Raw genomic sequence first — 23,761 nt, forward strand, 5'->3', positions numbered from 1 at the left:
GGCGGCTCCGGGTGCGCCTTGGGCGCCGGATGCTCCGGGTCGGGAGGTGGTCATCTGGTGTTCTCCTTCAGGGACGGTGCGGATGCCTGCGAGGGTCGGGGGGAGCGCGGTCGGCGGCGTCGCGTCACCATGGTTCGTCCGGTCGCACGTGGGCCGAGGCCCGGGTGAGCCGGCGGGTGGCGTGGACGAGCAGGGCCAGGGCCGCAGCTCCGCAGACGAGGGCCGGGACGCCGGCCGGGCCCCAGGTGTGCACGAGGGTCTCGGCGGGGACGGCCAGGAAGCCGCAGCCGGGAAGGCGCCCTGCGAAGACCGTGGTCAGCGTGGCGGCTTCGGTCATGGCCGTGGCCGCGAGGACGACCGCCGGGGCATGGGTGAAGCCGTGGACGGTGAGGAGGCGGGCGAGCAGGAGGAGCGCACCGAGGGTGAGAACCTCGGCGTAGGCGGCGGGCTGGCCCAGGGCGGTGGCGCACAGGGCGAGCAGAGCCGCGAGCGCGCACAGGAACAGGGCGAACGTGCCGAGCAGCAGCGGTCGCACGGAGGCGGCGAACTCCTCCAGGCCGCGGCTCGCGGCGAGTCTGCGGCGCGCGCCGGTGGCGAACAGGTGGGCGGTCCAGGCCGCGGGAGTGCAGGCCAGCGCGAGGGCCAGGAGGGAGGCGGTGGGGGCGAGCGGCCAGGAGCCTTCGGCCGTGCCGGTCGGTAGCCCGTCGGGGCCGCCTTCGAGGGCTGTCCGGAGCAGGCCGCCGCCCAGCGCGGCGTAGGCGAGGAGCCAGATGGTCCAGGGGGCGGTGGCGTGCGGGACCGCATGCGGGCCGTGCTGCGCGCTCAGCGGGCCGCGGCGCAGGGCCGCGCGCAGGCCGAGGGCCACGGCGAGGATGCCCCCGACGGCCACGAGGAGGTGCGGCCGCCCCCTGGTGAGGCTCAGCCCGACCATGGTCGCGGCGCACAGCGCACCCGGCACGAGGGTCAGCAGGGTCCAGCCCACGCCGGGCCGCGGGAGCACGGGCGGCTCGGGGCATCGGGGTGTCTCTCCGTCCCGGGGGACACGGGCGTACATCTCCTCTGCGAGGGAGAAGACATCGCGATGGCGGAAGCGTGCCGCGGTCCGGTCGGTGACGCCGTGGGCCTCCAGGCCCGCGGCGATCTCCAAGGGGTCGACGGCCCGTTCGCACAATTCGCGGTGGCGGTGCATCAGGCCCTTCACGGGATCCGCGGCACCACGGCGGGGGGCTGCAGCGGCCGGTTTGCGGGCGGCCGCCGGGCCTCCGGCAGATGCGGCTTCCGTGTCCGCGCTGCCGCCTTCCGGTTCGGACGGGGTCGGCTCGGGGGCCCCCGTCTCCTCCGCGAGCCACTCCTCCGACGGCTCGTCCCACGCCCCGGGGCTCCCCGGTGTCCCGGGCCGGTCCAGTTCGCCGAGACCACTCATCGCGCTCCCTCCCCGGCGGACATCGCAGGCATGCCGCCCCCGCCCACGCCGTGGGGTGCCGGGCCGGTCCAGCGGCCGGGCAGGTGGGCCTCCGCGGGAACGGAGAACGGCAGCGGCTCCCCCGTGGCGTCGAGGACGACCCGCGTGACCGGGCAGTGCGAGACGATCTCCAGGTAAATGCCGTGAAATGCCGCGACGTTCTGTTCGGCAGTGAACAGTTCGAGTGCGCGGGCGCGCGCGGCGGCGCCGAGGCGCTCACGGCGCTCGGGGTCGCGCAGCAGTGCCATGCACGCCTCGGCGAGCGCCCGCGGATTGCGCGGGGGGACGACCAGCCCGGTGCCGCCGATGACCTCCACCACCGCGCCGACGTCGGTCGACACCGTCGCGCGGCCGCAGAACATCGCCTCGACCAGGCCGATCGGGAAGCCCTCGACGACGCTGGACAGGACGGCCACGGCGCCCGCGGCATACGCGTCGGCCAGGGTCGGAGCATCCGGGCCGCCGGTCTCCTCGAAGGACACCGGGTTGTCACCCACGGCGTGCGGGCCCTCCGCCTCGTCGGGGAAGAGCTGCGCGGCGAGCGCCTTGCAGTGACCGAGGTAGGCCGCGCCCTCGGCCCCCGCGGGGGTGCCGATGACGCGCAGACGGGTCTTCGGCTCCTCCTTGCGGATCTCCGCGAAGGCGTGCAGCAGCGACACCAGGTCCTTGGCCGGTTCCACCCGGCCGACCCAGACCAGCGTGTCCGGGTCGGCGCACTCCGAGGACTCGCCGACCTCGGCGAAGCAGGACGCGTCCATACCCGGGTAGACGGTGCGGATCTTGTCGCGGTCCGCGCCGCAGTGCTCCTGCCAGCGGCGGGCGTGCGCATTGCCGGGCGTGATGCGGGCTGCCTGCCGGTAGACCTCGGCGGCCAGCCGGCCCTGGAAGGCGGCAAGCAGGGACCGCACCGCGGGCGCGGACTCCGGGGACGTGAGGTAGTGCGTGCGCAGCCGCACGCCGTACTCGGTCACCAGCAGCGGTACGCCCGAGAAGTGCCGGGCGAGCAGTCCGGGCAGCGCGGCCGCGCCTCCCGACGTGGCATGACACAGGTCGACCGAGCCGAGGCTGTCGTCCTCGTACCAGTCGAGCGAGAGGGGGCGCAGGGCTCGTTCCAGGTGCGCGGCCACGGCGAGCAGATCCGGTACGCGAGCCTCGCGCGCCGTACGCAGCGCACCGGGCGCCCGACATGCGCGCTCCAGGGCACGTACGGCGGTTTCGGAGCGGAGTGCGCCGACGAGACCGCCCTCGTCGCGGGCGAGTTCGGCGAGCCCGTACAGCGCGCTGCCGAAACGGTCCGCCTCAGCGGCCGGCTCCTGCGCGGAGGGCGCCGCGCACAGTGCTGCCACGAGGTCGCCGTAGTGCTCGGCGAACCTCCGGCGCGCGCCGCGCGCATACACGACCCCGTCGTCCTCGGCCGTCCACAGCGGCGCCGTCCGCACCCGGCGGACCTGCGGCGGCAGGTCGACCCAGCCCTCGTCCTCCTGGCGTTCGCTGCGGCTGAGCGCGTGGATGTCGAACTCGTGCTGCCCGAGCCCGCGCACGAGCCGGTCGCACCAGAGTCCGGCGTCACCGCTCACATATGGATAGCCACCCTCCGTAAGCAGTCCGATGCGCACGAGTGCACCCCCGATCTCCCGTCTGGGGAGCCGCCGTTGGCTCGGCGGCTCGCAGCGGGACGAACGTATGCGGACATGACGGTGGCGCGACGGACGGTTGTCCGTCGCGCCACCGAAAGGGGTGAACCCTCGTAACTTTCCCGCACGGACCGCGTTCGGTCACGCTAAGAGATCAGATGGCGACGCCCCGTCATTCCCCTGGGTACGGCCAGGGATTGGCCTTGCAGTGGATTCCGCCGTGGTCGAGGAACTTGGTCTGCTGCTGCATGACCGGGGCGAGTTCGCCGTCCTTGTTGCAGGTGACGTGGTGGTTGCCGAGGCGGTGGCCGACCTCGTGGTTGATCAGCATCTGCCGGTAGGCGTGGATCTGGTCACCGTATGTCTTCGAGCCCTGCGCCCAGCGATAGGCGTTGATCATCACGCGTTCGGTGGAGGCGGAGTCGCAGGAGACGTTGTCCTCGGTCGTGTCCAGGCCGGACTTGGCGCACCAGAAGGCGGTGGTGCCCGGGCTGGCGAGGGTGATCACGAAGTCGGGCTTGCCGGAGTAGATGCGCTCGAAGGTGCGGGCACCGTTGTGGGCCCAGCTCCGGTCGTCGTTCAGCGTCTTCTGCACGGCCTGCGCGAACAGTTCACCGTCGAGGCCGAGCCCCTGCTCGACGTCGACGCGGTAGGTGTACTTCTGCCCTTTGCCGGGTGCTTTGTCGACGCCGGGTACCGCGTCGAACTTTCCCGAGCCCTTCAGTGTGGGGCTGAGCGCGTACGTCTGGTCCATCTTCTGGTCGTACGTCAGCGTCTCCATGCCGGGTGACGCGGACTGGCTCGGCCGGTCGTCCCCGCGGGACGCGGGGTCGCGGGCGTCCCGGGCCTGGTCGGTGGCGGACTGCGACCGCACAGCGCTGTCGTCGCTCCCGTGCGTGACCTGTCCGGCCACGATGACGGCGAGGACGGTGGTGACGGCGGCGGCCGCGATGCCGGTGAAGGCGCGACCCTTGCCGCCCTTGGCCGGCGCGGGCTCGCCGGCCGGCGGGACGTCGTCGCCGGTGTCGTTCTCGATCCCGGGTCCGGTGTCCCAGTCGGTGACGGCGGCGTGGGGGTCCGCGGTGTGCACGGAGGCGAGCGTACGGGGCGTGGCGGCGGAGGTGGCGCGACGCGCGAAGACGTCGTCGTCCTCGGCGAAGGCGTCGAGGTAGTCCTGCCGCGGGGCCGCCGCGGGCGTCGGCGCGGTCCGCTGGCGCGGTAAGGCGGGACCGGCCGACCCGGCGGCCCCGGCCCGCCCGCTCAACTGGCCCCAGCCGCCGCCGTGTTCACGCTGCTCGGGATGCCCGCCGCGAACCTGGGGGACGCCGTGGGCCGGAGTGCCGTCGGGGTAACGAGGGAAGCCGTGCGCGGGAGTGCCGTCGGGCAGCCTCGGAAAGCCGTGCGCGGGAGTGCCGTCAGGCAGACGTGGCACACCACGCGCGGGAGTGCCGTCAGGCAGCCGCGGAACACCACGCGCGGGAGTGCCATCGGGCAGCCTCGGGAAACCGTGCGCCGGGGTGCCGTCGGGCAGCCGCGGCCCTCCGTACCCGGGCCCCGGTCCCCCACCCACGGGGGGCGCTCCCGGCACCCGACGCTGCCCCGCAGAGTCCGCTTTATTGCCTTTTGGTGCAGCCTTGGGCGCGCTCTTGGGAGCAGGTCCACGTCGGCTGTGGCGTCCCACGTCGCGTCTCAGCTCCCCGCGCCAGTGTTGCCCGATGCCTTGGCATCATCCTCGGATGTGCTCCCGGCGTCATCACCTGACACACCCTCGGCCTCACGGCCGGCCCCGGGGGCACTCGGGGACTCACCGCCCCCCGCAGCCCCCTGCGTATCCTTCAGCAGCTCCCGAAACGCCGTCGCCACCGTCTCCGGATACTCCATCATCGCGACGTGACCGGCCTCCGGCAGCGTGACGAGCCGTGAGTCGCGGAACGCGCGCGCCGCCCTCTGGGCCATGCGGAAGCCGACGAGCTGGTCGCGGCCGCCGTAGACGAGGAGCGTCGGAGCGAGGACCCGTTCGGCCTGGCGCCACAGACCGTGCTGGCCGCCCAGTGTGTACGCGTTGACGAGCCCGCGCGCGGACCGCGTCATCGCATCCCAGAAGTACGGCAGCTCCAGCCGCCGTTCCAGCTCCTCCACCGCATGCCGGAACGCCTCGGGCGTCACCCGCCCGGGGTCCCCGTAGCAGAGTGCCATGACACCCCGCACCCGCTGCTCAGCCGTCCATTCCCTGGTGAACCGGGTGAAGAGCGCGGCCGCGCCCGGCGCTCCGAGCAGCGCCGTCGGCACCGCGCTCCGCTGCACGCGCAGCTCCGGCAGCGCGGGCGAGACGAGCGTGAGGCTCCGGACGAGATCGGGCCGCACCGCGGCGACCCGCGTCGCGACGGCGCCACCGAGGGAGTTGCCGAAGAGATGCACGGGACCGCGCCGGGCCGCGTCGAGGTGGCGGATCACCGCACGCGCGTGCCCCGTCACGGAGTAGTCGCCGTCGTCAGGTGGCGGGGAGTCGCCGAAGCCGGGCAGGTCGACGGCCTCGCTCTCCACGATGCCGTCCAGCAACATCATCAGCGCCGACCAGTTCTGCGAGGAACCGCCGAGGCCGTGCACGTACAGCGCGGGCGGCAGCCCCTCGCGCGCCGGCGGTCTCGACCGGACCGTCAGCGTGACTCCCGGCAGCCCGACCGACCTGAGCCGCTCGCCCTCCCCCACCCTGACGGGTGCCGTCTTCGGAAGCACACTGGTGGGCGGCACGGACGGCAGCTCGGTCGAAGACATGCAGCAATGTTACGAGACGATCACGCCGCGGTTTGTGTGTTCGCGGTCACAGACTGATGGAGGATCAAGCACGACCGGGCACACATCGCAGGTGACCGGACACGGATCGCACGAGCCCGTTCACAGATCGCGCAACCGCGACCGCGCATCGCATAGCGTCCGCAGCGGGTGTCTCCTAGGCTCGTACAGAGGGCACCCGCTGTGGCCCCTGCTTCTTCCAGGGACATTCGTAGGAAGGGAGCCCACCATGGCCGTTGACCCGACCGACCCCGAGGCGCTCGAGGAGTTCGAGGAGGCGAACGCCGCGGACTTCGACGTCGAGGCCCCCGAGAACGACGCCGCGGAACAGCACGCGGACATCTCGCCGGACCGCGACGACCCCCTCGAGGGCGTGGACCCGGCCCGCGCGAACGAGGCCGACCTCGTCGAGCAGGCACGCGTCGTCTCCATCGACGAGGACGACTATCGCTGACGTCGACCACCGTCGACGAACCCCGGCACCGCGCTGAACAGGAAAGAGGCGACTTTTTGCCCCCTATGTCTGCGCTTGAAACCTTCTACAGCGCTTTCGTCACCGTCCGGTACGTGAAATTCTGCGCTCGCACCGCGCACACCACGGTTACCGAAAAGTACGATGGCGGCGCGGCGCACACCGCATGTGGACGATTTTGGGAGGCGGCGTGACAGCCATCGAGCAGACAGAGGCGGCACGCCCGCGGGGCACGCGCCTGCCGCGTCGAGCCCGACGGAACCAGTTGCTGGGCGCCGCCCAGGAAGTCTTCGTGGCACAGGGCTACCACGCGGCCGCGATGGACGACATCGCCGAGCGCGCCGGCGTCAGCAAGCCGGTCCTTTACCAGCACTTCCCGGGCAAGCTCGACCTCTACCTCGCCCTGCTGGACCAGCACTGCGAGTCGCTGATCCAGGCCGTGCGGGGGGCGCTCGCGTCGACGACCGACAACAAGCAGCGTGTACGGGCGACGATGGACGCGTACTTCGCGTACGTCGAGGACGACGGCGGCGCCTTCCGCCTGGTCTTCGAGTCGGACCTGACGAACGAGCCCGCGGTGCGCGAGCGCGTCGACAAGGTGACGAACGAGTGCGCCGAGGCGATCTGCGACGTCATCGCCGAGGACACCGGCCTCTCGCGCGCGGAGTCGATGCTGCTCGCCTCCGGTCTGGGCGGGCTCGCCCAGGTGGTGGCCCGCTCCTGGCTGCACAGCGACCGCAGTGTCCCGCGCGACCAGGCGGTCCAGCTGCTGGCCTCCCTGGCGTGGCGCGGCATCGCGGGATTCCCGCTGCACGGCACCGAACCGCACCACTGACTGACCCGGGGCCGGGAGTTTGTTCCCGTCCGCTGTTCGCTCCTGGCGTGCTGGCGCGGAGCGTGTACGTCCCCTCACCGGGCTAATGTGTGCTGCGTACGGCGCGGAAGGTCGCGCACTTCACTGACCGTCGGAGGGACATAGCCGTGGAGGTCAAGATCGGCGTGCAGCACGCGCCCCGCGAGATCGTTCTGGAGAGCGGTCAGAGTGCCGAGGAGGTCGAGCGGATCGTGGCCGAGGCACTGGCCGGGAAGTCGCAGCTGCTGACCCTCGTGGACGAGCACGGCCGCAAGGTCCTCGTCCCGGCCGAACGCCTCGCCTACGTCGAGCTCGGCGAGCCGGCCCCGCGCAAGGTGGGTTTCGGGGCGCTGTAGACAGACAGCACGCGTGGGGCCCGGCGACGGAAAGTCGCCGGGCCCCACGCGTTTTTCCCCGTCTCACAGGGAGCGCGGGGCGCACGCACAGGGAGGATTGCATTCCGCAGGCCACGGGTATGACGGGCTACGACCGTAGCGAGCAGTGTGGCCGTGTGGGAGGGACCCCATGATGTTGTTCGAAGCACTCGGCTCCGCACTCCTCGGTCTCCTGCTGGCGTGGACCGCGGTCCACCGGCTCTCCCACCGCCTGCCCGCTCGTTCCCTGGTGCTGACCACGGGTGTCGCCGGAGCCCTCATCGGTGCCTTCGTCACGCACAGCGCCCTGGGCCCCGGCAACTTCCTGCTGATCCTCGTCGGCGCGGCGATCGTCTCCGCGGCCTCGCTGTCCCTGCTGCTGCGCCCCACGGGAAGACTCCGCCGACGATCGGCACCGGCGTAGGGGCCGCGGGTCCTAGGCCGCCAGCCCGCGACAGGTCCTAGGCCGCCAGCCCCAGCGCCGCCATCCGCTTCGTGTGCGCCTCGGTGATGCGGGAGAACATCTTGCCGACCTCGGCGAGGTCGAAGCCGTCCGCGACGCCGCCCACGAGCATGGTGGAGAGCGCGTCCCGGTCCGCGACGACCCGCTGGGACTGCGACAGGGCCTCGCCCATCAGCCGCCGTGCCCACAGCGCGAGCCGCCCGCCCACGCGCGGGTCGGCGTCGATCGCGGCACGCACCCGGTCGACGGCGAAACCGGCGTGCCCGGTGTCGTCGAGGACGGCCAGCACGAGGGCGCGGGTGTCGGAGTCGAGACGGGCCGCGACCTCGCGGTAGAAGTCGCTGGCGATGGAGTCGCCGACGTACGCCTTGACGAGTCCCTCCAGCCAGTCCGAGGGCGCCGTCTGCTTGTGGAAGCCGTCGAGCGCGGCGACGAAGGGCTCCATCGCGCGCGTGGGCTCCTCACCGATCTCCGTGAGCCGGTCACGCAGCCGCTCGAAGTGGTGGAACTCGGCCGACGCCATCTTCGCCAGCTCCGCCTTGTCCTCCAGCGTCGGCGCCAGCTTGGCGTCTTCCGCGAGCCGCTCGAACGCCGCCAGCTCGCCGTACGCGAGCGCGCCGAGCAGGTCGACGACCGCGGCCCGGTACTGCGGATCGGCGGAGGCCTTCGCCCAGTCCTGGGCGGCGACTCCTGAGTGTTCGGCGGGTTCGGGGGCTGCGTCGGAGGCGTTCTCAGGCTTGTCAGAGGTCGTCATGAAGCGCACAATAGCCCGCTCGCCGCACGGCGGAAGTCCCTGGTCAATCAGTGTGACAACTAAGACGTGAATCAGTGTGACAACCACTACGTGACCGAATCGGCCATCGCGTGTGCGCGATTCCGGGGTATGGTGGTAATGCGCCTGCTGAATACGTTCGTCTATGGAGACGGCGTATTCGACGGGCCGCACGTTTGAGGATGCCCGGTCGGTGGCCCGATCGGCTCCGACCCGACAGCCCTCCCTGACCGTACGGCACTGCGCGTACGCGGATCGGAGGGGGACACCCTCAGCGGTTCGAGCGCTGGGCCTGTCCGGCGGATCAGGCCGGAGGGAAACACGGTGCCTGATCAGTCCCGGTGAGCGGGGTCTGGTGCGTCCAGCTGCAAGGCGGAGGAGGGCGTCGACGCGGAGCGTCGGCAACCGACGACAACGCCGCAGATGGGCGCACCAGACCCCCGCGTCTCCGGCATGATCCGCCGGACAGGCCCGTGAGCGTCGGCAGTGGTCCCGTGCCCTACGGCCATCCCGTAAGGCAGCCGACGTCCCCGGCACGGTCCGTCAAAGACCCCCGCGCTCGCCTCGCACCGCGCACACAGAAGAGGCAGCACCCTGACTACTACGTTCAGAGATCTCGGAATCCTTCCCGAGACCGCCGAGGCACTGGAAGCCGTCGGCATCATCACCCCCTTCCCCATCCAGGAGATGACCCTCCCCGTCGCCCTCTCCGGCACGGACGTCATCGGCCAGGCCAAGACCGGCACCGGAAAGACGCTCGGCTTCGGCCTTCCGCTCCTCGAGCGCGTCACCGTCCCCGCCGACGTCGAGGCGGGCCGCGCCCAGCCCGAGGCCCTCACGGAGGCCCCGCAGGCGCTCGTCGTCGTCCCCACGCGCGAGCTGTGCACACAGGTCACCAACGACCTGCTGACCGCGGGCAAGGTGCGCAACGTGCGCGTCACCGCCATCTACGGCGGCCGGGCCTACGAGCCCCAGGTCGAGGCCCTGAAGAAGGGCGTCGACGTGGTCGTCGGCACCCCGGGCCGCCTCCTCGACCTCGCCGGCCAGCGGAAGCTCAACCTGCAGCACGTGAAGTGCCTGGTCCTCGACGAGGCCGACGAGATGCTCGACCTGGGCTTCCTGCCCGATGTCGAGAAGATCATCAACCTGCTGCCGGCCCGCCGCCAGACGATGCTGTTCTCGGCGACCATGCCGGGCGCGGTCATCGGTCTCGCGCGCCGCTACATGTCGCAGCCCACGCACATCCGCGCCACCGCGCCGGACGACGAGGGCGTGACGGTCGCGAACATCTCGCAGCACGTGTACCGCGCGCACAACATGGACAAGCCCGAGATGGTCGCGCGCATACTGCAGGCCGACGGCCGGGGACTGGCCATGGTCTTCTGCCGTACGAAGCGCACCGCGGCCGACCTCGCCGACCAGCTCAAGCAGCGCGGCTTCGCCGCCGGCGCGGTCCACGGCGACCTCGGCCAGGGCGCCCGCGAGCAGGCGCTGCGCGCGTTCCGCAACGGCAAGGTGGACGTGCTCGTCTGCACCGACGTCGCCGCCCGCGGCATCGACGTCGAGGGCGTGACGCACGTCATCAACTACCAGTCTCCGGAAGAGGAGAAGACGTACCTGCACCGCATCGGCCGTACGGGCCGCGCGGGCAATTCGGGTACGGCGATCACGCTCGTCGACTGGGACGACATCCCTCGCTGGCAGCTGATCAACAAGGCGCTGGAGCTGAACTTCAACGACCCGCCGGAGACGTACTCCACGTCCCCGCACCTCTTCGAGGAGCTCAGCATCCCCGAGGGCACGAAGGGCGTACTGCCGCGCTCCGAGCGCACGCGCGCCGGGCTCGACGCGGAGGAGCTGGAGGACCTGGGCGAGCCGGGCGGCCGCGGTGCGCGCGGTCGTGGTGGCCGGGGCGGCCGGGACGAGTCCCGCTCCGCCGAGCGCGAGCGCCCGTCCCGTACGCCGCGTCGTCGCCGTCGTACGCGGAGCGGGGCTCCGATGGACGAGACGTCGGCGCCGGCCGGTACACCGGCAGCGGAGGAGTCCTCCGCGGCGGAGGAGGTCACCGCTTCCCGCACCCCGCGCCGCCGTCGCCGTACGCGCGGCGGGGCCCCGGCGGAGCAGGCGACCGCGGCCGTCGCGACGTCGGCCGTCGAGCCCGTGACCGCCGAAGCCGCGGAAGCCGCCGTGGCGACGGCCGAGGGCACGGTTCCCGAGGCCGCCGACACCCCGTCGAAGCCGCGTCGCCGCCGCACCCGCAAGACCGCGGACCCGGCCGCGACGGCTTCGGTGACGGAGGCCGTCGAGACGCCGGAGACTGCTGAGGCCGTCCAGCCCGAGGCTCCCGCGGCGGCACCGCGCCGCCGCACCCGCAAGGCAACGGCTGCCGCGGAGACCGCGGTCGACACGGCCGAGGGCGCGGAAGTGAAGCCCCGCCGCACCCGGAAGACGGCAGCCGCAGCAGCGGAAACCGCCGTCGACACCGCCGAGGCCACGGCGACCAAGCCGCGCCGCACGCGGAAGACCGCCGCTGCGGCCGAAGCCGCCGCGGAAACCACCGAGGCCGGCGCGGAGCCGACGGAGTCCGCGCCGCGCCGCCGTACGCGCAAGGCGACGGCTGCCGCCGAGACCGCGGTCGACACGGCCGAGGCCACCGAGGCCAAGCCCCGGCGCACCCGCAAGGCGGCAGCGGCCGCCGAGACCGCCGACATCCCGGCGCAGGCCATACAGGAGCCCGAGGCGAAGCCCCGGCGCATCCGCAAGACGGCAGCGGCCGCCGAGACCGCGGTCGACACGGCCGAGGGCGCGGAAGTGAAGCCCCGCCGCACCCGGAAGACGGCAGCCGCAGCAGCGGAAACCGCCGTCGACACGGCCGAGGCCAAGCCGCGTCGTACGCGCAAGGCCACCGCCACGGCGGAGGCACCGGAGGTCACCGAGGCGAAGCCCCGGCGCACCCGGAAGGCCGCCGCGGCGGCCGAGGTCGCCGTCGACACCGCCGAGGCCGCGGCGGCCAAGCCCCGCCGCAGCACCCGCAAGGCCGTCGAGGCGACCGAGACCGCCGGCATCCCGGCGCAGGCCGTGCCGGAGCCCGAGGCCAAGCCGCGGCGCACCCGCAAGACGGCAGCCTCGGCAGCGGAAGCCGCCGACGCGGCCGAGGCGAAGCCGAAGGCGCGCCGTACGCGCAAGGCGACGGCCGCCGCGGAACCCGCGGAGGGCTGATCCCCCGCCCGAAGGCCGATGGCCCGGTCCCACCCCGCGTGGGCCCGGGCCATCGGTCTTCCGGGACAACCACCGTGGGAAGGCCGCCCGGCACCCGCTAGCCTCACCCCGTGACCACGCCCACCCCCTCCGTGCCGCCCACTCCGCCCCCCGGCGCTCGCGCCTACGCTCTGCGCACCGCCCGCGGTGAGTTCGCCGTCGTCGACACGCCCGCGGCCCCCGATGTCGCGCCGAGGGGCGTCGCGATGCTGCTGCCGGGGTTCACCGGCAGCAAGGAGGACTTCCATCTGCTGCACGAGCCACTGGCCGCGCGCGGATACCGGACCATCGCCGTGGACGGGCGGGGCCAGTACGAGTCGGACGGCCCCGCTGACGACGAATCTGTGTACTCGCAGGGCGAGTTGGCGCTGGACGTCCTCGCGCAGGCGGCCGCCCTCGACACGCCCGTGCACCTCGTCGGGCACTCCCTCGGCGGCCAGATCGCCCGCGCCGCCGTCCTCCTCGACCACTCCCCCTTCCGCTCGCTGACCCTCCTCGCCTCGGGCCCCGCCCAGATCTCCGACTCCCAGCGGCAGCGCGTGAAACTGCTGCACGACGCGCTCGCGGTGATGACGATGCCCGAGGTGTGGGAGGCCATCCTGGCCATGGGCCCGCCCGAGGAAGTGGGCGGCCCCGCCCGCGGCTTCGGCACCCTGGAACAGCTGCGCCACCGCTGGCTGGGCCACAAGCCCGCCCAACTCATCGCCACGGGCCGCCAGTTGTGCATCGAGCCGAACCGTGTCGCCGAACTCGCCGCCGTGGCACTCCCGTTCCACGTCCTGTCGGGCGCCCGCGACGACACCTGGCCGGTGACCGTCCTCGACGACATGGCCGTACGACTGCGCGCGCACCGGACGGTCGTCCCCGGCGCCGAGCACTCGCCGAACCTGGACCAGCCCCTCCCCACGGCCCACGCCCTCGCCCACTACTGGGACAGGCTCCACGAAGACGGCCAGAAGAGGAACGGCCCGGAAGACACCCGGCAGTACACCGTCTAGTACTGCGTCTGCAAGTGCTCCCAGAAGCCGTCCCGCAGCGCCCGTCTCAGGTCCGCCTGGCCGCGCAGGGAGTACTGCAGCATGCCCTCCGCCTCCACCAGCAGGTCCTGGTCGACGGAGCCGGGCAGGTAGGGGTGGCCCGGCAGCAGCTCCACCAGCGCCTCCCGGCCCCTCGCCGCAAGCCACTTCGCGGCGATCTGGGCGCCGACGAAACGCACGTCCTCACGTGCGGGCCGGGCCGACGCCGACACCTCGTAGGCCGGAGCGGTGCGCCGTGACACGTACGGCTTGAAGAACTCGAGGTCGAGGGTGCGCTGGCTGTCCACCTCCCACAGCAGCGGCTCCGCCTGGTTGCGGCCCTCGGGGGCCTCGATGCCCCACAGGTGCACCCGGGCCCCGTACCCCTGTGCCGCCTCGACCGCCGACACCAGGTCCTCGTCGCCGCCCAGCAGCGCCGCGTCGCTGATCGCCCGGTGTCTGGCCAGGGACTCCAGGTCGGACCGGATGAGGGAGTCGACGCCCTTCTGCTGGTTGTTGGCGTTCAGATTGCCCAGGCGGACCTTCACGTCCGGCAGTTCGGCGATGGACTGCTGCTCGGCGGTGTGGATGCGGCGTCTCGCGCCGTCGTACCAGTAGACCCGCAGCAGCCGGCTGTCCGCGAAGATCGTGCGGGCCTTGTCGATGAGCGCCTCGATCAGGCCCTCGGCGTCCAGGTCGAAGGCACGGCGGTCCTCGGTGCCGGCGATCAGGCGTCCCGCGGCCGCGTACAGATACCCGGCGTCGACGAAGATCGCGTGAGTCGAGGGTGTCTTGGCCACCTCGGCGAGCATGCGTTGCAGCAGCTCGTTCGTGCGGTCGATGCGGGCGCTCAGGGCCGCGAGGTCGTCGTTCATCGCCTCCATTGTCCCGGCGGTCACGCTGCGAACACAACCGGTCCCAATCAGTCTCCGTGCAGGCTTTTACGCGTCAGTAGTTAGACGTTCGAAAAATTTCCTTAGCGTAGGGAATGTCTGTAACACGCAGCGCGTTGACTCTGAACGGAACAGGGGGCACGACCGCCCCGTGGCCATCCACTCAGTAGTTCTCCTCAGGAGGATGACCAGACGAAGGGAGAAGCCATGCGCTTCGAAATCATGCGACTCGACGACGTCGACGGCACGCCCGTGGACAGCACCGTCGTGGACGCCGCCTCCGTCAACCGGATCGTTCAGCAGGCCGCCGCCATAGGCCAGCGACTCTGGATCCGCCCGGCCGAGAGCACGACCTCGTAACACGCGGGCAGCTCGCCACAGACTCCAGAGCCCCGTACGGCACCGACGCCGTACGGGGCTCTGCGCGTCCCGGGGCACTCAGGAGCCCTGGATCACCTGGGCGACCCCGTTGATGATCTGCTGCACGGCGATCGCGGAGAGCATCATGCCCGCGAGCCGGGTCACCAGGACCACGCCGCCGTCCTTGATGACCCGGATGATCAGCAGCGAGTACCGCATGACCACCCACAGCACGACATGGATGGCAAGGATCGCCACCCACACCGACACCTGCGTGGCGACACTGTCGGCCTTCTGCACGGCGAGGATGACCGAGACGATCGCGCCCGGCCCGGCCAGCAGCGGCATCCCGAGCGGTACCAGGGCGACGTTGACGTCCTTGGTCTGCTTCGGCTCGTCCGTCTTGCCGGTGAGCAGGTCCAGGGCGATCAGCAGGAGCAGCAGCCCGCCCGCGATCATCAGCGCGGGCACCGACACGTGCAAGTAGTCGAGGATCTGATGCCCCAGCAGCCCGAACACGGCGATGACACCGCCGGCCACGCAGACGGCCTGGAACGCCATCCGCCGCTGCACCTTGCCGGGACGTCCGGCGGTCAGCGCGAGGAAGATCGGGGTGATTCCGGGGGGATCCATGATGACGAAGAGGGTGAGGAAGAGGGAGCCGAACACGGCGAGGTCGAACATGGGTGAACAGGCCTTGCGGGAAAGAGGGTGAACGTGGGCGTGCGGGGGTGAGCCTCAGGCCCCGCCGGCCCCCGGCACCGGAAACGCCCCGAAGGCCCGCCGTGTGATCTCCCCGTAGACCTCGGGATCCGTCGTGTACTCGCCGAGCGAGACGGTCTTGCGGCTGCCGTGGTAGTCCGAGGAACCCGTGACGAGGAGCCCCAGATCGGCGGCGAGCCCACGCAACCGCACCCGGGTGTCCGGGTCGTGGTCCATGTGGTCGACCTCGATGCCGTCGAGGCCGGCGGCCGCCATCTCGGCGATCGCGGACTCCGGCACCGTACGGCCGCGCTTGCTCGCGCCCGGGTGGGCGAAGACGGCGACACCGCCCGCGCCCTTGACCAGGCGGATCGCTTCGAAGGGGTCGGTCTCGTGCTTCTCCACGAAGGCCCGGCCCCCGTCGGCCAGCCACTGCTTCGTGAACGCGTCGCTCACGGTCGGGACGACTCCGAGCTCGACCAGCGCGGTGGCGACGTGCGGACGGCCCACGGAGCCGTCGCCGGCGATCCGGGAGACCTGCTCCCAGGTCACCGGAACACCCAGCTCGTTGAGCTTGGCGATCATGCCCCGGGCCCGCGGCACCCGGTCGTCGCGCACCAGCTCGCGCTCGGCGAGCAGCGCGGGCTCCTCCGGGTCGAAGAGGTAGGCCAGCATGTGCATGCTGATGCCCTCGACGCGGCAGGACAGCTCGGCGCCGGTGACGAGCGTGAGCCCCTCCGGCAGCGCGGCGATCGCCTCGGCGTGTCCGCGGGTGGTGTCGTGGTCGGTCAGCGCGACGACGTCCAGACCGGCCGCCGCTGCTTTGCGCACCAGCTCAGCCGGGGTGTCCGTACCGTCGGAAGCCGTGGAGTGGCAGTGCAGATCGATGCGCACGACGCGGACTCCAAGCGGTGACGGGACGGAAGGGGACACCCAAGGATAACCGGATTTCCGGACCCCCTGTCACACCCGCAGCGGCGGTACGCCCTTTACACCCTGCCCCCGTACACCCTATGAACCCTGCCCCTCTGCACCCGCCGTTCGCGCCCCGCCACGGCCCTGGCCGCCCCTACGGTTTCAGCAGCCGTGGCGACAGCGCCCCGCACGGCACCAGCTCCACCTCGGCGCCCGCGTCCCGCAAATCGGTCAGTACGAGCTCGTCGTACATCAACAGACCCGACTGTTCGGGCCAGATGACCGCCCACAGCCACATCCCGAGCGCCTCGCCCGCGAACACGGCACGGTCGTCCGGTGTACGGAAGACATGCCAGAGCGGAGTCGGGCGGCCGGCGGCCAGAACCTTGGCCTGGGGCGGCTTCTCGACGTTCATGTACGGCCCCGGGTCGGGGCCGTCGATGCCCGCGTACCGCGCGCCGAGGCCGACGCCCAACTCCTCGGCCACCAGGATCAGCTCGCCCATCCCGCCGAGCGGGCCGGGCCCCGAACAGGCCACCGCGGAGGCGCGACCGCCGCTGCGGTCGTCACCGGCACAGGCCACGCCCGTGAACAGCCAGCCGATCGGCAGGGGCCACGGCATCCACACGGGCACCTGCGTGCGATGCACCACGACGTTGAGGGCATCTACGCTGGGCGGGATCACGGGCTGCACCGGATACACGGTCCCGTGCACATCGCACTGCCAGGAATCGGCGAAGAGTCCGGGAGCCCTGACCCGGCCACCACACTTCGGGCAACTGGGTTCGCCCCTCATAGGGCCCCACGGTCCTACCCCGGCCCGCCCACGTCAAGGACGATCACCCGTCCGGACGGAACAGGCAGGTGCGAGCACACCGCCGCCGCAGGTACGGCGGAGGGCCAACTGACGGTTTTCGGCCACGGGTTGGTGAGCTTGCTCACTCCAGCGGGACGGACGTGCGGGACGGATCGCGAAGGTCCGTGCCGTTCGTCAGCCACCGCTCCTGGAGCGCCTGGGCGCCGTGCACGCGCTTCCAGGCGGCCTCGTTCGCGGTCATGGGGAGCAGCGGCAGGAACCGTACGGGGTCGAGGGGCGCGTCGAGTTCCAGGTCCTCGACCAGACCGCCCGGCTCGGCGACCAGGACGGAGGTGAAGGGGGCTCCGGGCCACAGCGGATCCCCCACGTCGAGCGAGGCACCCGGCGCCACGACCACGCCTTCGACCTGCGGAGACGCGGCGAGTACGGCGAGCGGGCGGAGCACCTTGTCGGTGTCGGCGAGGCCTGCGCGGACGGACAGGACCAGTTCGGCGCGCGGGCCCTGGACCGGATCCGCGAGCATCGCCGTGGGGTCCGTCATGGGCTGGGCGGACATGCCGAGCGTGGCGTAGCGGACGACGTCCCCCTCCTGGAACCGGAGCACCTCGATGCGGTCCGTGCCGAGGAAGGTGACCGCGGCCCGGGCGTCCGGTTCGCCCAGCGCGGTGCGCAAACGGGCCTCCACCAAAGGAAGAACATCAGCCATGCCGCGAGCATAGAACTCGTCAGCACCGGGCAAAGCAACGCCTTGACACTTCAGTCGGCTGATACTCTTGCCCGGTGGTTCGGGGCAGCACGCAGAAGCGTCGCGATCGAGTCCCGACGCCGTGAGACTCCCCTACGGGGGACCGGCTGGAGGAGGTGGGGCTGTCATGGATCGAAGTCGACCGTGCAGTACCACTCGCTCTTCCGACCACTGAGGTAGCTGATCCGGTCCTGGCTGACCGCCGCCTTTCACGCTCGCGTCTTCGTACGGAAGAGCACTTCGTTTCGTTTTGCCTGATCTGTCTGATCTGATCCAGCAGCGATGTCGCCGTCGGATCGATAGCTGTATCGCAGCGAACCTCGCCCCCGCGACGGTGCGGTGCTCCCCGCTTTGTGGACGTGCCAAACATCCGCAGTCAGGACGTCCTCATTCCGGGTAGTTCCACCCGTCGCAGCGGCCTTTCGTTGCCCGATGCGAAGGAGCCTGCCATGTCGATGATCCGCGACCTGCGCGCCGTCGTCCGCCCGTCCCGTCCCTCGCTGCGCAAGAGCGGTCTGCGCATGGACACCGGCGCGTACGACACCACCCGCGACCCGGGGACGCCGTCGGCCGTCGTCGACTGCGCCGTGTACCGCGACGGCGCCCGCGTCCACACCGACAAGCCGCTGAGCCCGCACGAGGCGATGCGCCACGTGCGGCGCGACGGCGGGTTCGTGTGGATCGGCCTGCACGAGCCGACCGAGGCCGAATTCGCCGGTATCGCCAGCGAGTTCGGGCTGCACCCGCTGGCCGTGGAGGACGCGGTGCAGGCGCACCAGCGCCCGAAGCTGGAGCGCTACGACGACTCCCTCTTCACCGTCTTCAAGACCATCCACTACGTCGAGCACGACCGCCTCACCGCCAACAGCGAGGTCGTCGAGACCGGCGAGGTCATGTGCTTCACCGGGCGGGACTTCTTCATCACCGTCCGGCACGGCGGGCAGGGTTCCCTGCGGGCCCTCAGGCACCGGCTGCAGGACGACCCCGAGCTGCTCGCCAAGGGCCCCTCGGCCGTGCTGCACGCGATCGCCGACCACGTGGTCGACGGCTACATCGCGGTCGCGGACGCGGTGCAGGACGACATCGACGAGGTGGAGACGGAGGTGTTCTCGCCGGGCCGCAAGGGCACGCCGCGCGGCACGGACGCGGGCCGTATCTACCAACTCAAGCGCGAGGTGCTGGAGTTCAAGCGGGCCGTCTCTCCGCTGCTGCGCCCCATGCAGCTGCTGAGCGAGCGTCCGATGCGGCTGGTCGACCCCGACATCCAGAAGTACTTCCGGGACGTCGCCGACCACCTCGCCCGCGTCCAGGAACAGGTCATCGGCTTCGACGAGCTGCTCAACTCGATCCTCCAGGCCAACCTCGCGCAGGCGTCCGTGGCGCAGAACGAGGACATGCGGAAGATCACGTCATGGGCCGCGATCATCGCCGTACCGACGATGGTGTGCGGTGTGTACGGCATGAACTTCGAGCACATGCCGGAGCTGCACTGGCGGTACGGGTACCCGGTGATCACGATGATCACCGGGGTCATCTGCCTGGGCATCCACCGCACGCTGAAGCGCAACGGCTGGCTGTGAGGGCGCCCGCGTGCCGTCGTTAGTCTTCTGCCATGACTGATGAGCTGCTCGACCAGGCCCTCGTCGAGGAGGCCACGAAGAAGTCCGGCCTCGTCTGGGTCCGGGGTGCCGACGTCCCGTCCGCCCGTGCGCTGTGGCACGTGTGGCACGAGGGCGCGGCGTGCCTGGTCGGCGACGGGCCCGGGGAGCAACCGCTGCCGGGGCTGGCCGACGGGGCCTTCGCCGAGGTCACCGTGCGCAGCAAGGACAAGGGGGGCCGGCTGGTCTCCTGGACCGCGAAGGTAGTGGAGCTGACGGCTGGCTCCGAGGCGTGGGAGGCGGCGGTCGCCGAGCTCAAGGGCAAGCGGCTGAACGCCCCGGACGGCGAGGCGATGACGGAGCGGTGGGCGCGCGAGTGCCGGGTGCTCCGCCTGGAGCCGACGGGTGCGACCCTCCCGCTGCCCGAGGGCTCCCTCGCCGAGGCGCCCCTGCCGACGCCCGCCACAACGCGACAGCCGATCCCCGCGGGACTTCCGCGGTTGCTGATGAAGAAGCGCAAGCGTCGCCGGTGACGAGTCGGATGGCGCGTCACCAACCTGTCCGGCGAGCACACCTGGGGCTCACGTCGTCGGCAGCTGTTTCCCGTAGTCCACGGTCTCGCCCTTCGCCGGCTCCTTGAGGGAGAAGTCCTTCTCCCAGGCCGAGAAGCTCAGTGTCCCCGCGCCGCCCGCGCGCTCCAGGCGGAGCGGGTAGGGCTTGCCCTCCAGGGAGACGTCCAGCGTGCCGCCGGAGCCCTCGTCGCCGGTGATGCGGATCGTGCGGATGCCCGCCTGCTCGTGGTGGCCGTCGGTCGCCAGGTCGCCGTGCAGGGTGAGCAGACCTTCGAGGAGGACGTCCTTGTCCGTGAAGCCGCTGAACCTCTGGTACGAGGGATCCCCCTTGGGCACCTTCACGTACTTGCCGTCGAGCTTGTCCGCGGCGGCCGTGTCGGAGCCGGCGCCGCCCTTGCCGTCGTTCTCGTGGCTCCAGAACTCCGCGTCGGCCTTCAGATACAACTGCTCGCCGACCCGCAGCAGCTGGAAGGTCGCGCCCTCCGCGGTGACCGAGCCGCTGCCGCCGCCGGCCTTCAGGCGCATGTCGAGCTTGTACGTCTTCCCGCCGGCGACCACGCTCCCGGCCAGCCGCACCGCCGCGGCGGTCTCGGCGGCGGCGCGGGTCTTCGACTGGATCTCCGCCGGCGGCAGCTTCCCGATCCCGTTGGTGCCCTCGTCCGGGTCCGAACTGCACCCCGTGAGCCCCGTCCCCGTCACGACCAGTGCGCAGATCGCGCTCACCAGTGCGGCCCGGCGGGTACGGCCCTGGGGAATCGCAGTCACAGGTGGGGCTGCCTCTCTGCACGGGGGTCCAAAACGGCGTACGGCAGCGTACCGGGACCGGAGAGCGCAGGCGGAGCCGGTCCGTCCGGACAGCCCACCAGCGCACATCCGATCGGGACGGGCTAGCCTGAAGCCGACTCGGGCGGGCAATTCGGAAAAGATGCTCAGCACGAAACTCGCGGCACGAGAAGGAAGCACAGCCATGGCAGCTGGCGCACCCCGGATCTTCGTCTCGCACCTCGCCGCCGTCGCCGTCTTCGACCCGAACGGCGACCAGGTGGGCCGCGTGCGCGATCTGGTCGTCATGCTGCGCGTCGGGCGGCGGCCGCCGAGAATTCTCGGACTGGTCGTCGAACTCTCCACCCGGCGCCGTATCTTCCTGCCCATGACCCGGGTGACCAGCATCGAGTCCGGACAGGTCATCACCACCGGCGTCCTCAACGTCCGCCGCTTCGAGCAGCGCCCCACCGAACGCCTCGTCTTCGGAGAGCTGCTGGACCGGCGCGTCATCCTCGTCGAGACCGGCGAGGAGGTCACCGTGCTCGACGTTTCGGTGCAGCAACTGCCCGCCCGCCGGGACTGGGAGATCGACCGGGTGTTCGTGCGGAAGGGGAAGAAGGGCGGCGCGTTCCGCCGCAGCAAGGGCGAGACCCTGACCGTCGAGTGGTCCGCCGTGACCGGCTTCTCCCTGGAGGAGCACGGACAGGGCGCCGAGAGCCTGCTGGCCACCTTCGAACAGCTGCGTCCCGCCGACCTGGCGAACGTCCTGCACCACCTCTCCGCCAAGCGCCGCGCCGAGGTCGCCGCCGCCCTCGACGACGAACGCCTCGCCGACGTACTGGAGGAGCTCCCGGAGGACGACCAGATCGAGATCCTCGGCAAGCTGCAGGAGGAACGTGCCGCCGACGTCCTGGAGGCCATGGACCCGGACGACGCGGCCGACCTGCTCTCCGAACTCCCCGAGGCCGACAAGGAGCGGCTGCTGAGCCTGATGCAGCCGGCCGACGCGGCCGACATGCGGCGCCTGATGTCGTACGAGGAGCACACCGCCGGCGGTCTGATGACAACCGAGCCGATCGTGCTCCGGCCCGACGCGACCGTCGCCGACGCCCTCGCCCGTGTCCGCAACCCCGATCTGTCCCCCGCCCTCGCCGCCCAGGTCTACGTCTGCCGCCCGCCCGACGAGACCCCCACCGGCAAGTACCTCGGCACGGTGCATTTCCAGCGCCTGCTGCGCGAACCGCCGTACACGCTGGTCAGCGCGGTCGTCGACGACGACCTGCAGGCCCTCGCCCCGGACGCGGCGCTGCCCGTCGTCGCCGGGTTCTTCGCGACGTACGACATGGTCGCGGCGCCCGTCGTCGACGAGGCGGGGTCGCTGCTGGGCGCGGTGACGGTGGACGACGTGCTCGACCACATGCTTCCGGAGGACTGGCGGGAGACGGAGTTCCACCTGGACGAGGAGGTGGCTCCCCATGGCTCCTGAGCGCGAAGCACGCGTCGAGCACCGCGAGCGCACCCCCGCCGGGGCCACCGCGACCACCCGTCCGCGCGCCCGCCTGGACCAGCCGCGCCCGCCGCGCCGCCGGATCCTGCCGGAATGGGACCCGGAGGCCTTCGGACGCCTTTCGGAGCGGATCGCCCGCTTCATCGGCACGGGGCGGTTCCTCGTCGGGATGACGGTCGTCATCATCGCGTGGGTGCTGTGGAACATCTTCGCGCCGCGTGACCTGCGCTTCGACAACTACCCGTTCATCTTCCTGACGCTGGCGCTGTCCCTGCAGGCCTCCTACGCCGCCCCGCTGATCCTGCTCGCGCAGAACAGGCAGGACGACCGCGACCGGGTCAACCTCGAACAGGACCGCAAGCAGAACGAGCGGTCCATCGCGGACACCGAGTACCTGACCCGCGAGATCGCCGCCCTGCGGATCGGCCTCGGGGAGGTCGCGACGCGCGACTGGATCCGCTCCGAGCTGCAGGACTTCGTCAAGGAGCTGGAGCACAGGCGGGACGGCCATGTCGTATTCCCGGCGGAACGGTCGCACGGACGTGACGTAGACGACCGCTGACGGGCTTTCCGGGGGCCCCGCACTGCCCCGTACCATCGTCTTATGGCTACGGAAGACGCGGTGCGCGAAGCACTGGCGACGGTGAACGACCCCGAGATCAACCGCCCCATCACCGAGCTCGGGATGGTCAAATCGGTGGAGATCGGCGCGGACGGAGCGGTCGCGGTCACCGTGTACCTGACGGTCTCCGGCTGCCCGATGCGCGAGACCATCACGCAGCGCGTCACGGACGCGGTCTCCCGGGTCGAGGGCGTCACCCGGGTCGAGGTCTCGCTGGACGTCATGAGCGACGAGCAGCGCAAGGAGCTGGCGACCGCCCTGCGCGGCGGCCAGGCCGAGCGCGAGGTCCCCTTCGCCAAGCCGGGCAGCCTCACCCGGGTGTACGCGGTCGCCTCCGGCAAGGGCGGCGTCGGCAAGTCCTCGGTGACGGTGAACCTGGCGGCGGCGATGGCGGCGGACGGCCTGAAGGTCGGTGTCGTCGACGCCGACATCTACGGCCACAGCGTGCCGCGCATGCTGGCGGTGGACGGCCGCCCGACCCAGGTCGAGAACATGATCATGCCGCCGCAGGCGAACGGCGTGAAGGTCATCTCGATCGGCATGTTCACCCCGGGCAACGCCCCGGTCGTCTGGCGCGGGCCGATGCTCCACCGCGCGCTGCAGCAGTTCCTGGCGGACGTGTGGTGGGGCGACCTCGACGTCCTGCTCCTCGACCTGCCCCCGGGCACGGGCGACATCGCCATCTCCGTGGCCCAGCTGGTCCCGAACGCGGAGATCCTGGTCGTCACGACCCCGCAGCAGGCGGCGGCGGAGGTGGCCGAGCGGGCCGGTTCCATCGCGGTCCAGACCCACCAGAAGATCGTGGGCGTCGTGGAGAACATGTCCGGTCTCCCCTGCCCCCACTGCGACGAGATGGTCGACGTCTTCGGCACGGGCGGCGGCCAGCAGGTGGCGGACGGCCTGACGCGCACGACCGGTACGACCGTCCCGGTCCTCGGCAGCATCCCCATCGACGTCCGCCTCCGCGAGGGCGGCGACGAGGGCAGGCCGGTGGTCCTGACCGACCCGGACTCCCCGGCGGGTTCCGCCCTGCGGGCGATCGCGGGGAAGCTGGGGGGACGCCAGCGGGGTCTGGCGGGACTGTCGCTGGGGATCACACCGCGCAACAAGTTCTGACTTCGTACGAGAACGGGGGCGCCGTCCTCCGAAGACGGCGCCCCCGTTGTCG

23 protein-coding genes are annotated in these 23,761 nt (G+C 71.5%); 12 read left to right on the forward strand and 11 right to left on the reverse strand.

The features are described from left to right. Positions 1 to 124: 124 nt before the first annotated feature. From ABZO29_RS16545 to ABZO29_RS16560, 4 genes are all read right to left on the reverse strand, one after another. Positions 125 to 1,423 (reverse strand): hypothetical protein, encoded by a 1,299-nt coding sequence (locus ABZO29_RS16545; RefSeq protein ID WP_367320959.1) that lies wholly within the window; start codon positions 1,421 to 1,423, stop codon positions 125 to 127. Next, complete coding sequence (locus tag ABZO29_RS16550; protein ID WP_367320960.1) at positions 1,420 to 3,078, reverse strand: DUF3492 domain-containing protein; 1,659 nt, start codon at positions 3,076 to 3,078, stop codon at positions 1,420 to 1,422. The genes ABZO29_RS16545 and ABZO29_RS16550 overlap by 4 nt, the downstream gene beginning before the upstream one ends. Before the next feature lie 190 nt (positions 3,079 to 3,268). Beyond that, positions 3,269 to 4,777, reverse strand: a complete 1,509-nt coding sequence (locus tag ABZO29_RS16555; RefSeq protein WP_367320961.1) for a DUF3152 domain-containing protein — start codon at positions 4,775 to 4,777, stop codon at positions 3,269 to 3,271. Positions 4,778 to 4,785: 8 nt separating this feature from the next. After that, the gene (locus tag ABZO29_RS16560) at positions 4,786 to 5,871 is read right to left on the reverse strand and encodes an alpha/beta fold hydrolase (RefSeq protein ID WP_367320962.1); all 1,086 of its coding nucleotides are present in this window, start codon (positions 5,869 to 5,871) and stop codon (positions 4,786 to 4,788) included. Positions 5,872 to 6,118: 247 nt separating this feature from the next. Between ABZO29_RS16560 and ABZO29_RS16565 the strand changes: the two genes are divergently transcribed. From ABZO29_RS16565 to ABZO29_RS16580, 4 genes are all read left to right on the forward strand, one after another. Beyond that, positions 6,119 to 6,343, forward strand: coding sequence for a hypothetical protein (locus tag ABZO29_RS16565; protein ID WP_367320963.1), 225 nt, complete (start codon positions 6,119 to 6,121; stop codon positions 6,341 to 6,343). 208 nt (positions 6,344 to 6,551) lie between these two features. Then, a complete protein-coding gene (locus tag ABZO29_RS16570; protein ID WP_367320964.1) occupies positions 6,552 to 7,196 on the forward strand; it encodes a TetR/AcrR family transcriptional regulator in 645 nt (214 codons plus the stop codon). A gap of 146 nt (positions 7,197 to 7,342) precedes the next feature. After that, positions 7,343 to 7,570, forward strand: a complete 228-nt coding sequence (locus ABZO29_RS16575) for a DUF3107 domain-containing protein (protein WP_142142321.1) — start codon at positions 7,343 to 7,345, stop codon at positions 7,568 to 7,570. 172 nt (positions 7,571 to 7,742) lie between these two features. Then, positions 7,743 to 8,012, forward strand: a complete 270-nt coding sequence (locus tag ABZO29_RS16580) for a hypothetical protein (protein WP_367326152.1) — start codon at positions 7,743 to 7,745, stop codon at positions 8,010 to 8,012. A gap of 37 nt (positions 8,013 to 8,049) precedes the next feature. Here ABZO29_RS16580 and ABZO29_RS16585 read toward each other — a convergent pair whose 3' ends face one another. Further along, positions 8,050 to 8,814 (reverse strand): ferritin-like fold-containing protein, encoded by a 765-nt coding sequence (locus tag ABZO29_RS16585; protein WP_367320965.1) that lies wholly within the window; start codon positions 8,812 to 8,814, stop codon positions 8,050 to 8,052. 696 nt (positions 8,815 to 9,510) lie between these two features. Here ABZO29_RS16585 and ABZO29_RS16590 point away from each other — a divergent pair. Together ABZO29_RS16590 and ABZO29_RS16595 are read left to right on the forward strand one after the other, a co-directional pair. Beyond that, positions 9,511 to 12,042: a DEAD/DEAH box helicase gene (locus ABZO29_RS16590; RefSeq protein ID WP_367320966.1), complete on the forward strand. Its 2,532-nt coding sequence runs from the start codon at positions 9,511 to 9,513 to the stop codon at positions 12,040 to 12,042. 110 nt (positions 12,043 to 12,152) lie between these two features. Next, positions 12,153 to 13,079 (forward strand): alpha/beta fold hydrolase, encoded by a 927-nt coding sequence (locus ABZO29_RS16595; protein ID WP_367320967.1) that lies wholly within the window; start codon positions 12,153 to 12,155, stop codon positions 13,077 to 13,079. Here ABZO29_RS16595 and ABZO29_RS16600 read toward each other — a convergent pair. Then, a complete protein-coding gene (locus tag ABZO29_RS16600) occupies positions 13,076 to 13,981 on the reverse strand; it encodes an NYN domain-containing protein (protein ID WP_367326153.1) in 906 nt (301 codons plus the stop codon). The two genes, ABZO29_RS16595 and ABZO29_RS16600, sit on opposite strands and share 4 nt — an antisense overlap. A gap of 216 nt (positions 13,982 to 14,197) precedes the next feature. On the opposite strand from ABZO29_RS16600, the gene ABZO29_RS16605 reads away from it, so the two are divergent. Beyond that, positions 14,198 to 14,350, forward strand: a complete 153-nt coding sequence (locus ABZO29_RS16605) for a hypothetical protein (protein WP_367320968.1) — start codon at positions 14,198 to 14,200, stop codon at positions 14,348 to 14,350. Between the two features lie 78 nt (positions 14,351 to 14,428). Here ABZO29_RS16605 and ABZO29_RS16610 read toward each other — a convergent pair whose 3' ends face one another. The 4 genes from ABZO29_RS16610 to ABZO29_RS16625 form a co-directional block, all read right to left on the reverse strand. Continuing rightward, positions 14,429 to 15,034, reverse strand: a complete 606-nt coding sequence (locus tag ABZO29_RS16610) for a MarC family protein (RefSeq protein ID WP_367320969.1) — start codon at positions 15,032 to 15,034, stop codon at positions 14,429 to 14,431. A gap of 54 nt (positions 15,035 to 15,088) precedes the next feature. Next, positions 15,089 to 15,946, reverse strand: coding sequence for a PHP domain-containing protein (locus ABZO29_RS16615; RefSeq protein ID WP_367320970.1), 858 nt, complete (start codon positions 15,944 to 15,946; stop codon positions 15,089 to 15,091). 175 nt (positions 15,947 to 16,121) lie between these two features. Continuing rightward, the gene (locus ABZO29_RS16620; protein ID WP_367320971.1) at positions 16,122 to 16,763 is read right to left on the reverse strand and encodes a DUF6758 family protein; all 642 of its coding nucleotides are present in this window, start codon (positions 16,761 to 16,763) and stop codon (positions 16,122 to 16,124) included. A gap of 142 nt (positions 16,764 to 16,905) precedes the next feature. Further along, positions 16,906 to 17,490, reverse strand: coding sequence for a suppressor of fused domain protein (locus tag ABZO29_RS16625; RefSeq protein ID WP_367320972.1), 585 nt, complete (start codon positions 17,488 to 17,490; stop codon positions 16,906 to 16,908). A 488-nt stretch (positions 17,491 to 17,978) separates the two neighbouring features. Between ABZO29_RS16625 and ABZO29_RS16630 the strand changes: the two genes are divergently transcribed. Further along, positions 17,979 to 19,109, forward strand: a complete 1,131-nt coding sequence (locus tag ABZO29_RS16630; protein WP_367320973.1) for a magnesium and cobalt transport protein CorA — start codon at positions 17,979 to 17,981, stop codon at positions 19,107 to 19,109. 32 nt (positions 19,110 to 19,141) lie between these two features. Further along, on the forward strand, positions 19,142 to 19,660 hold the full coding sequence (locus tag ABZO29_RS16635) for a hypothetical protein (protein WP_367320974.1): 519 nt from the start codon (positions 19,142 to 19,144) through the stop codon (positions 19,658 to 19,660). Positions 19,661 to 19,708: 48 nt separating this feature from the next. On the opposite strand, the gene ABZO29_RS16640 is transcribed toward ABZO29_RS16635, so the two are convergent. Beyond that, positions 19,709 to 20,464, reverse strand: a complete 756-nt coding sequence (locus ABZO29_RS16640) for a hypothetical protein (protein ID WP_367320975.1) — start codon at positions 20,462 to 20,464, stop codon at positions 19,709 to 19,711. Between the two features lie 202 nt (positions 20,465 to 20,666). Between ABZO29_RS16640 and ABZO29_RS16645 the strand changes: the two genes are divergently transcribed. Genes ABZO29_RS16645 through ABZO29_RS16655 form a run of 3 tightly spaced genes read left to right on the forward strand, consistent with a single transcriptional unit; the run spans position 20,667 to position 23,709 of the window. Next, the gene (locus tag ABZO29_RS16645) at positions 20,667 to 21,950 is read left to right on the forward strand and encodes a CBS domain-containing protein (RefSeq protein ID WP_367320976.1); all 1,284 of its coding nucleotides are present in this window, start codon (positions 20,667 to 20,669) and stop codon (positions 21,948 to 21,950) included. Next, the gene (locus ABZO29_RS16650; RefSeq protein ID WP_367320977.1) at positions 21,940 to 22,533 is read left to right on the forward strand and encodes a DUF1003 domain-containing protein; all 594 of its coding nucleotides are present in this window, start codon (positions 21,940 to 21,942) and stop codon (positions 22,531 to 22,533) included. Before ABZO29_RS16645 ends, ABZO29_RS16650 begins: the two co-directional genes overlap by 11 nt. A 42-nt stretch (positions 22,534 to 22,575) precedes the next feature. Next, positions 22,576 to 23,709, forward strand: coding sequence for an Mrp/NBP35 family ATP-binding protein (locus ABZO29_RS16655; protein WP_367320978.1), 1,134 nt, complete (start codon positions 22,576 to 22,578; stop codon positions 23,707 to 23,709). The last annotated feature ends 52 nt before the right edge of the window (positions 23,710 to 23,761 follow it).

It is taken from the genome of Streptomyces sp. HUAS ZL42, from assembly GCF_040782645.1.
Classification (GTDB): Bacteria; Actinomycetota; Actinomycetes; order Streptomycetales; family Streptomycetaceae; genus Streptomyces.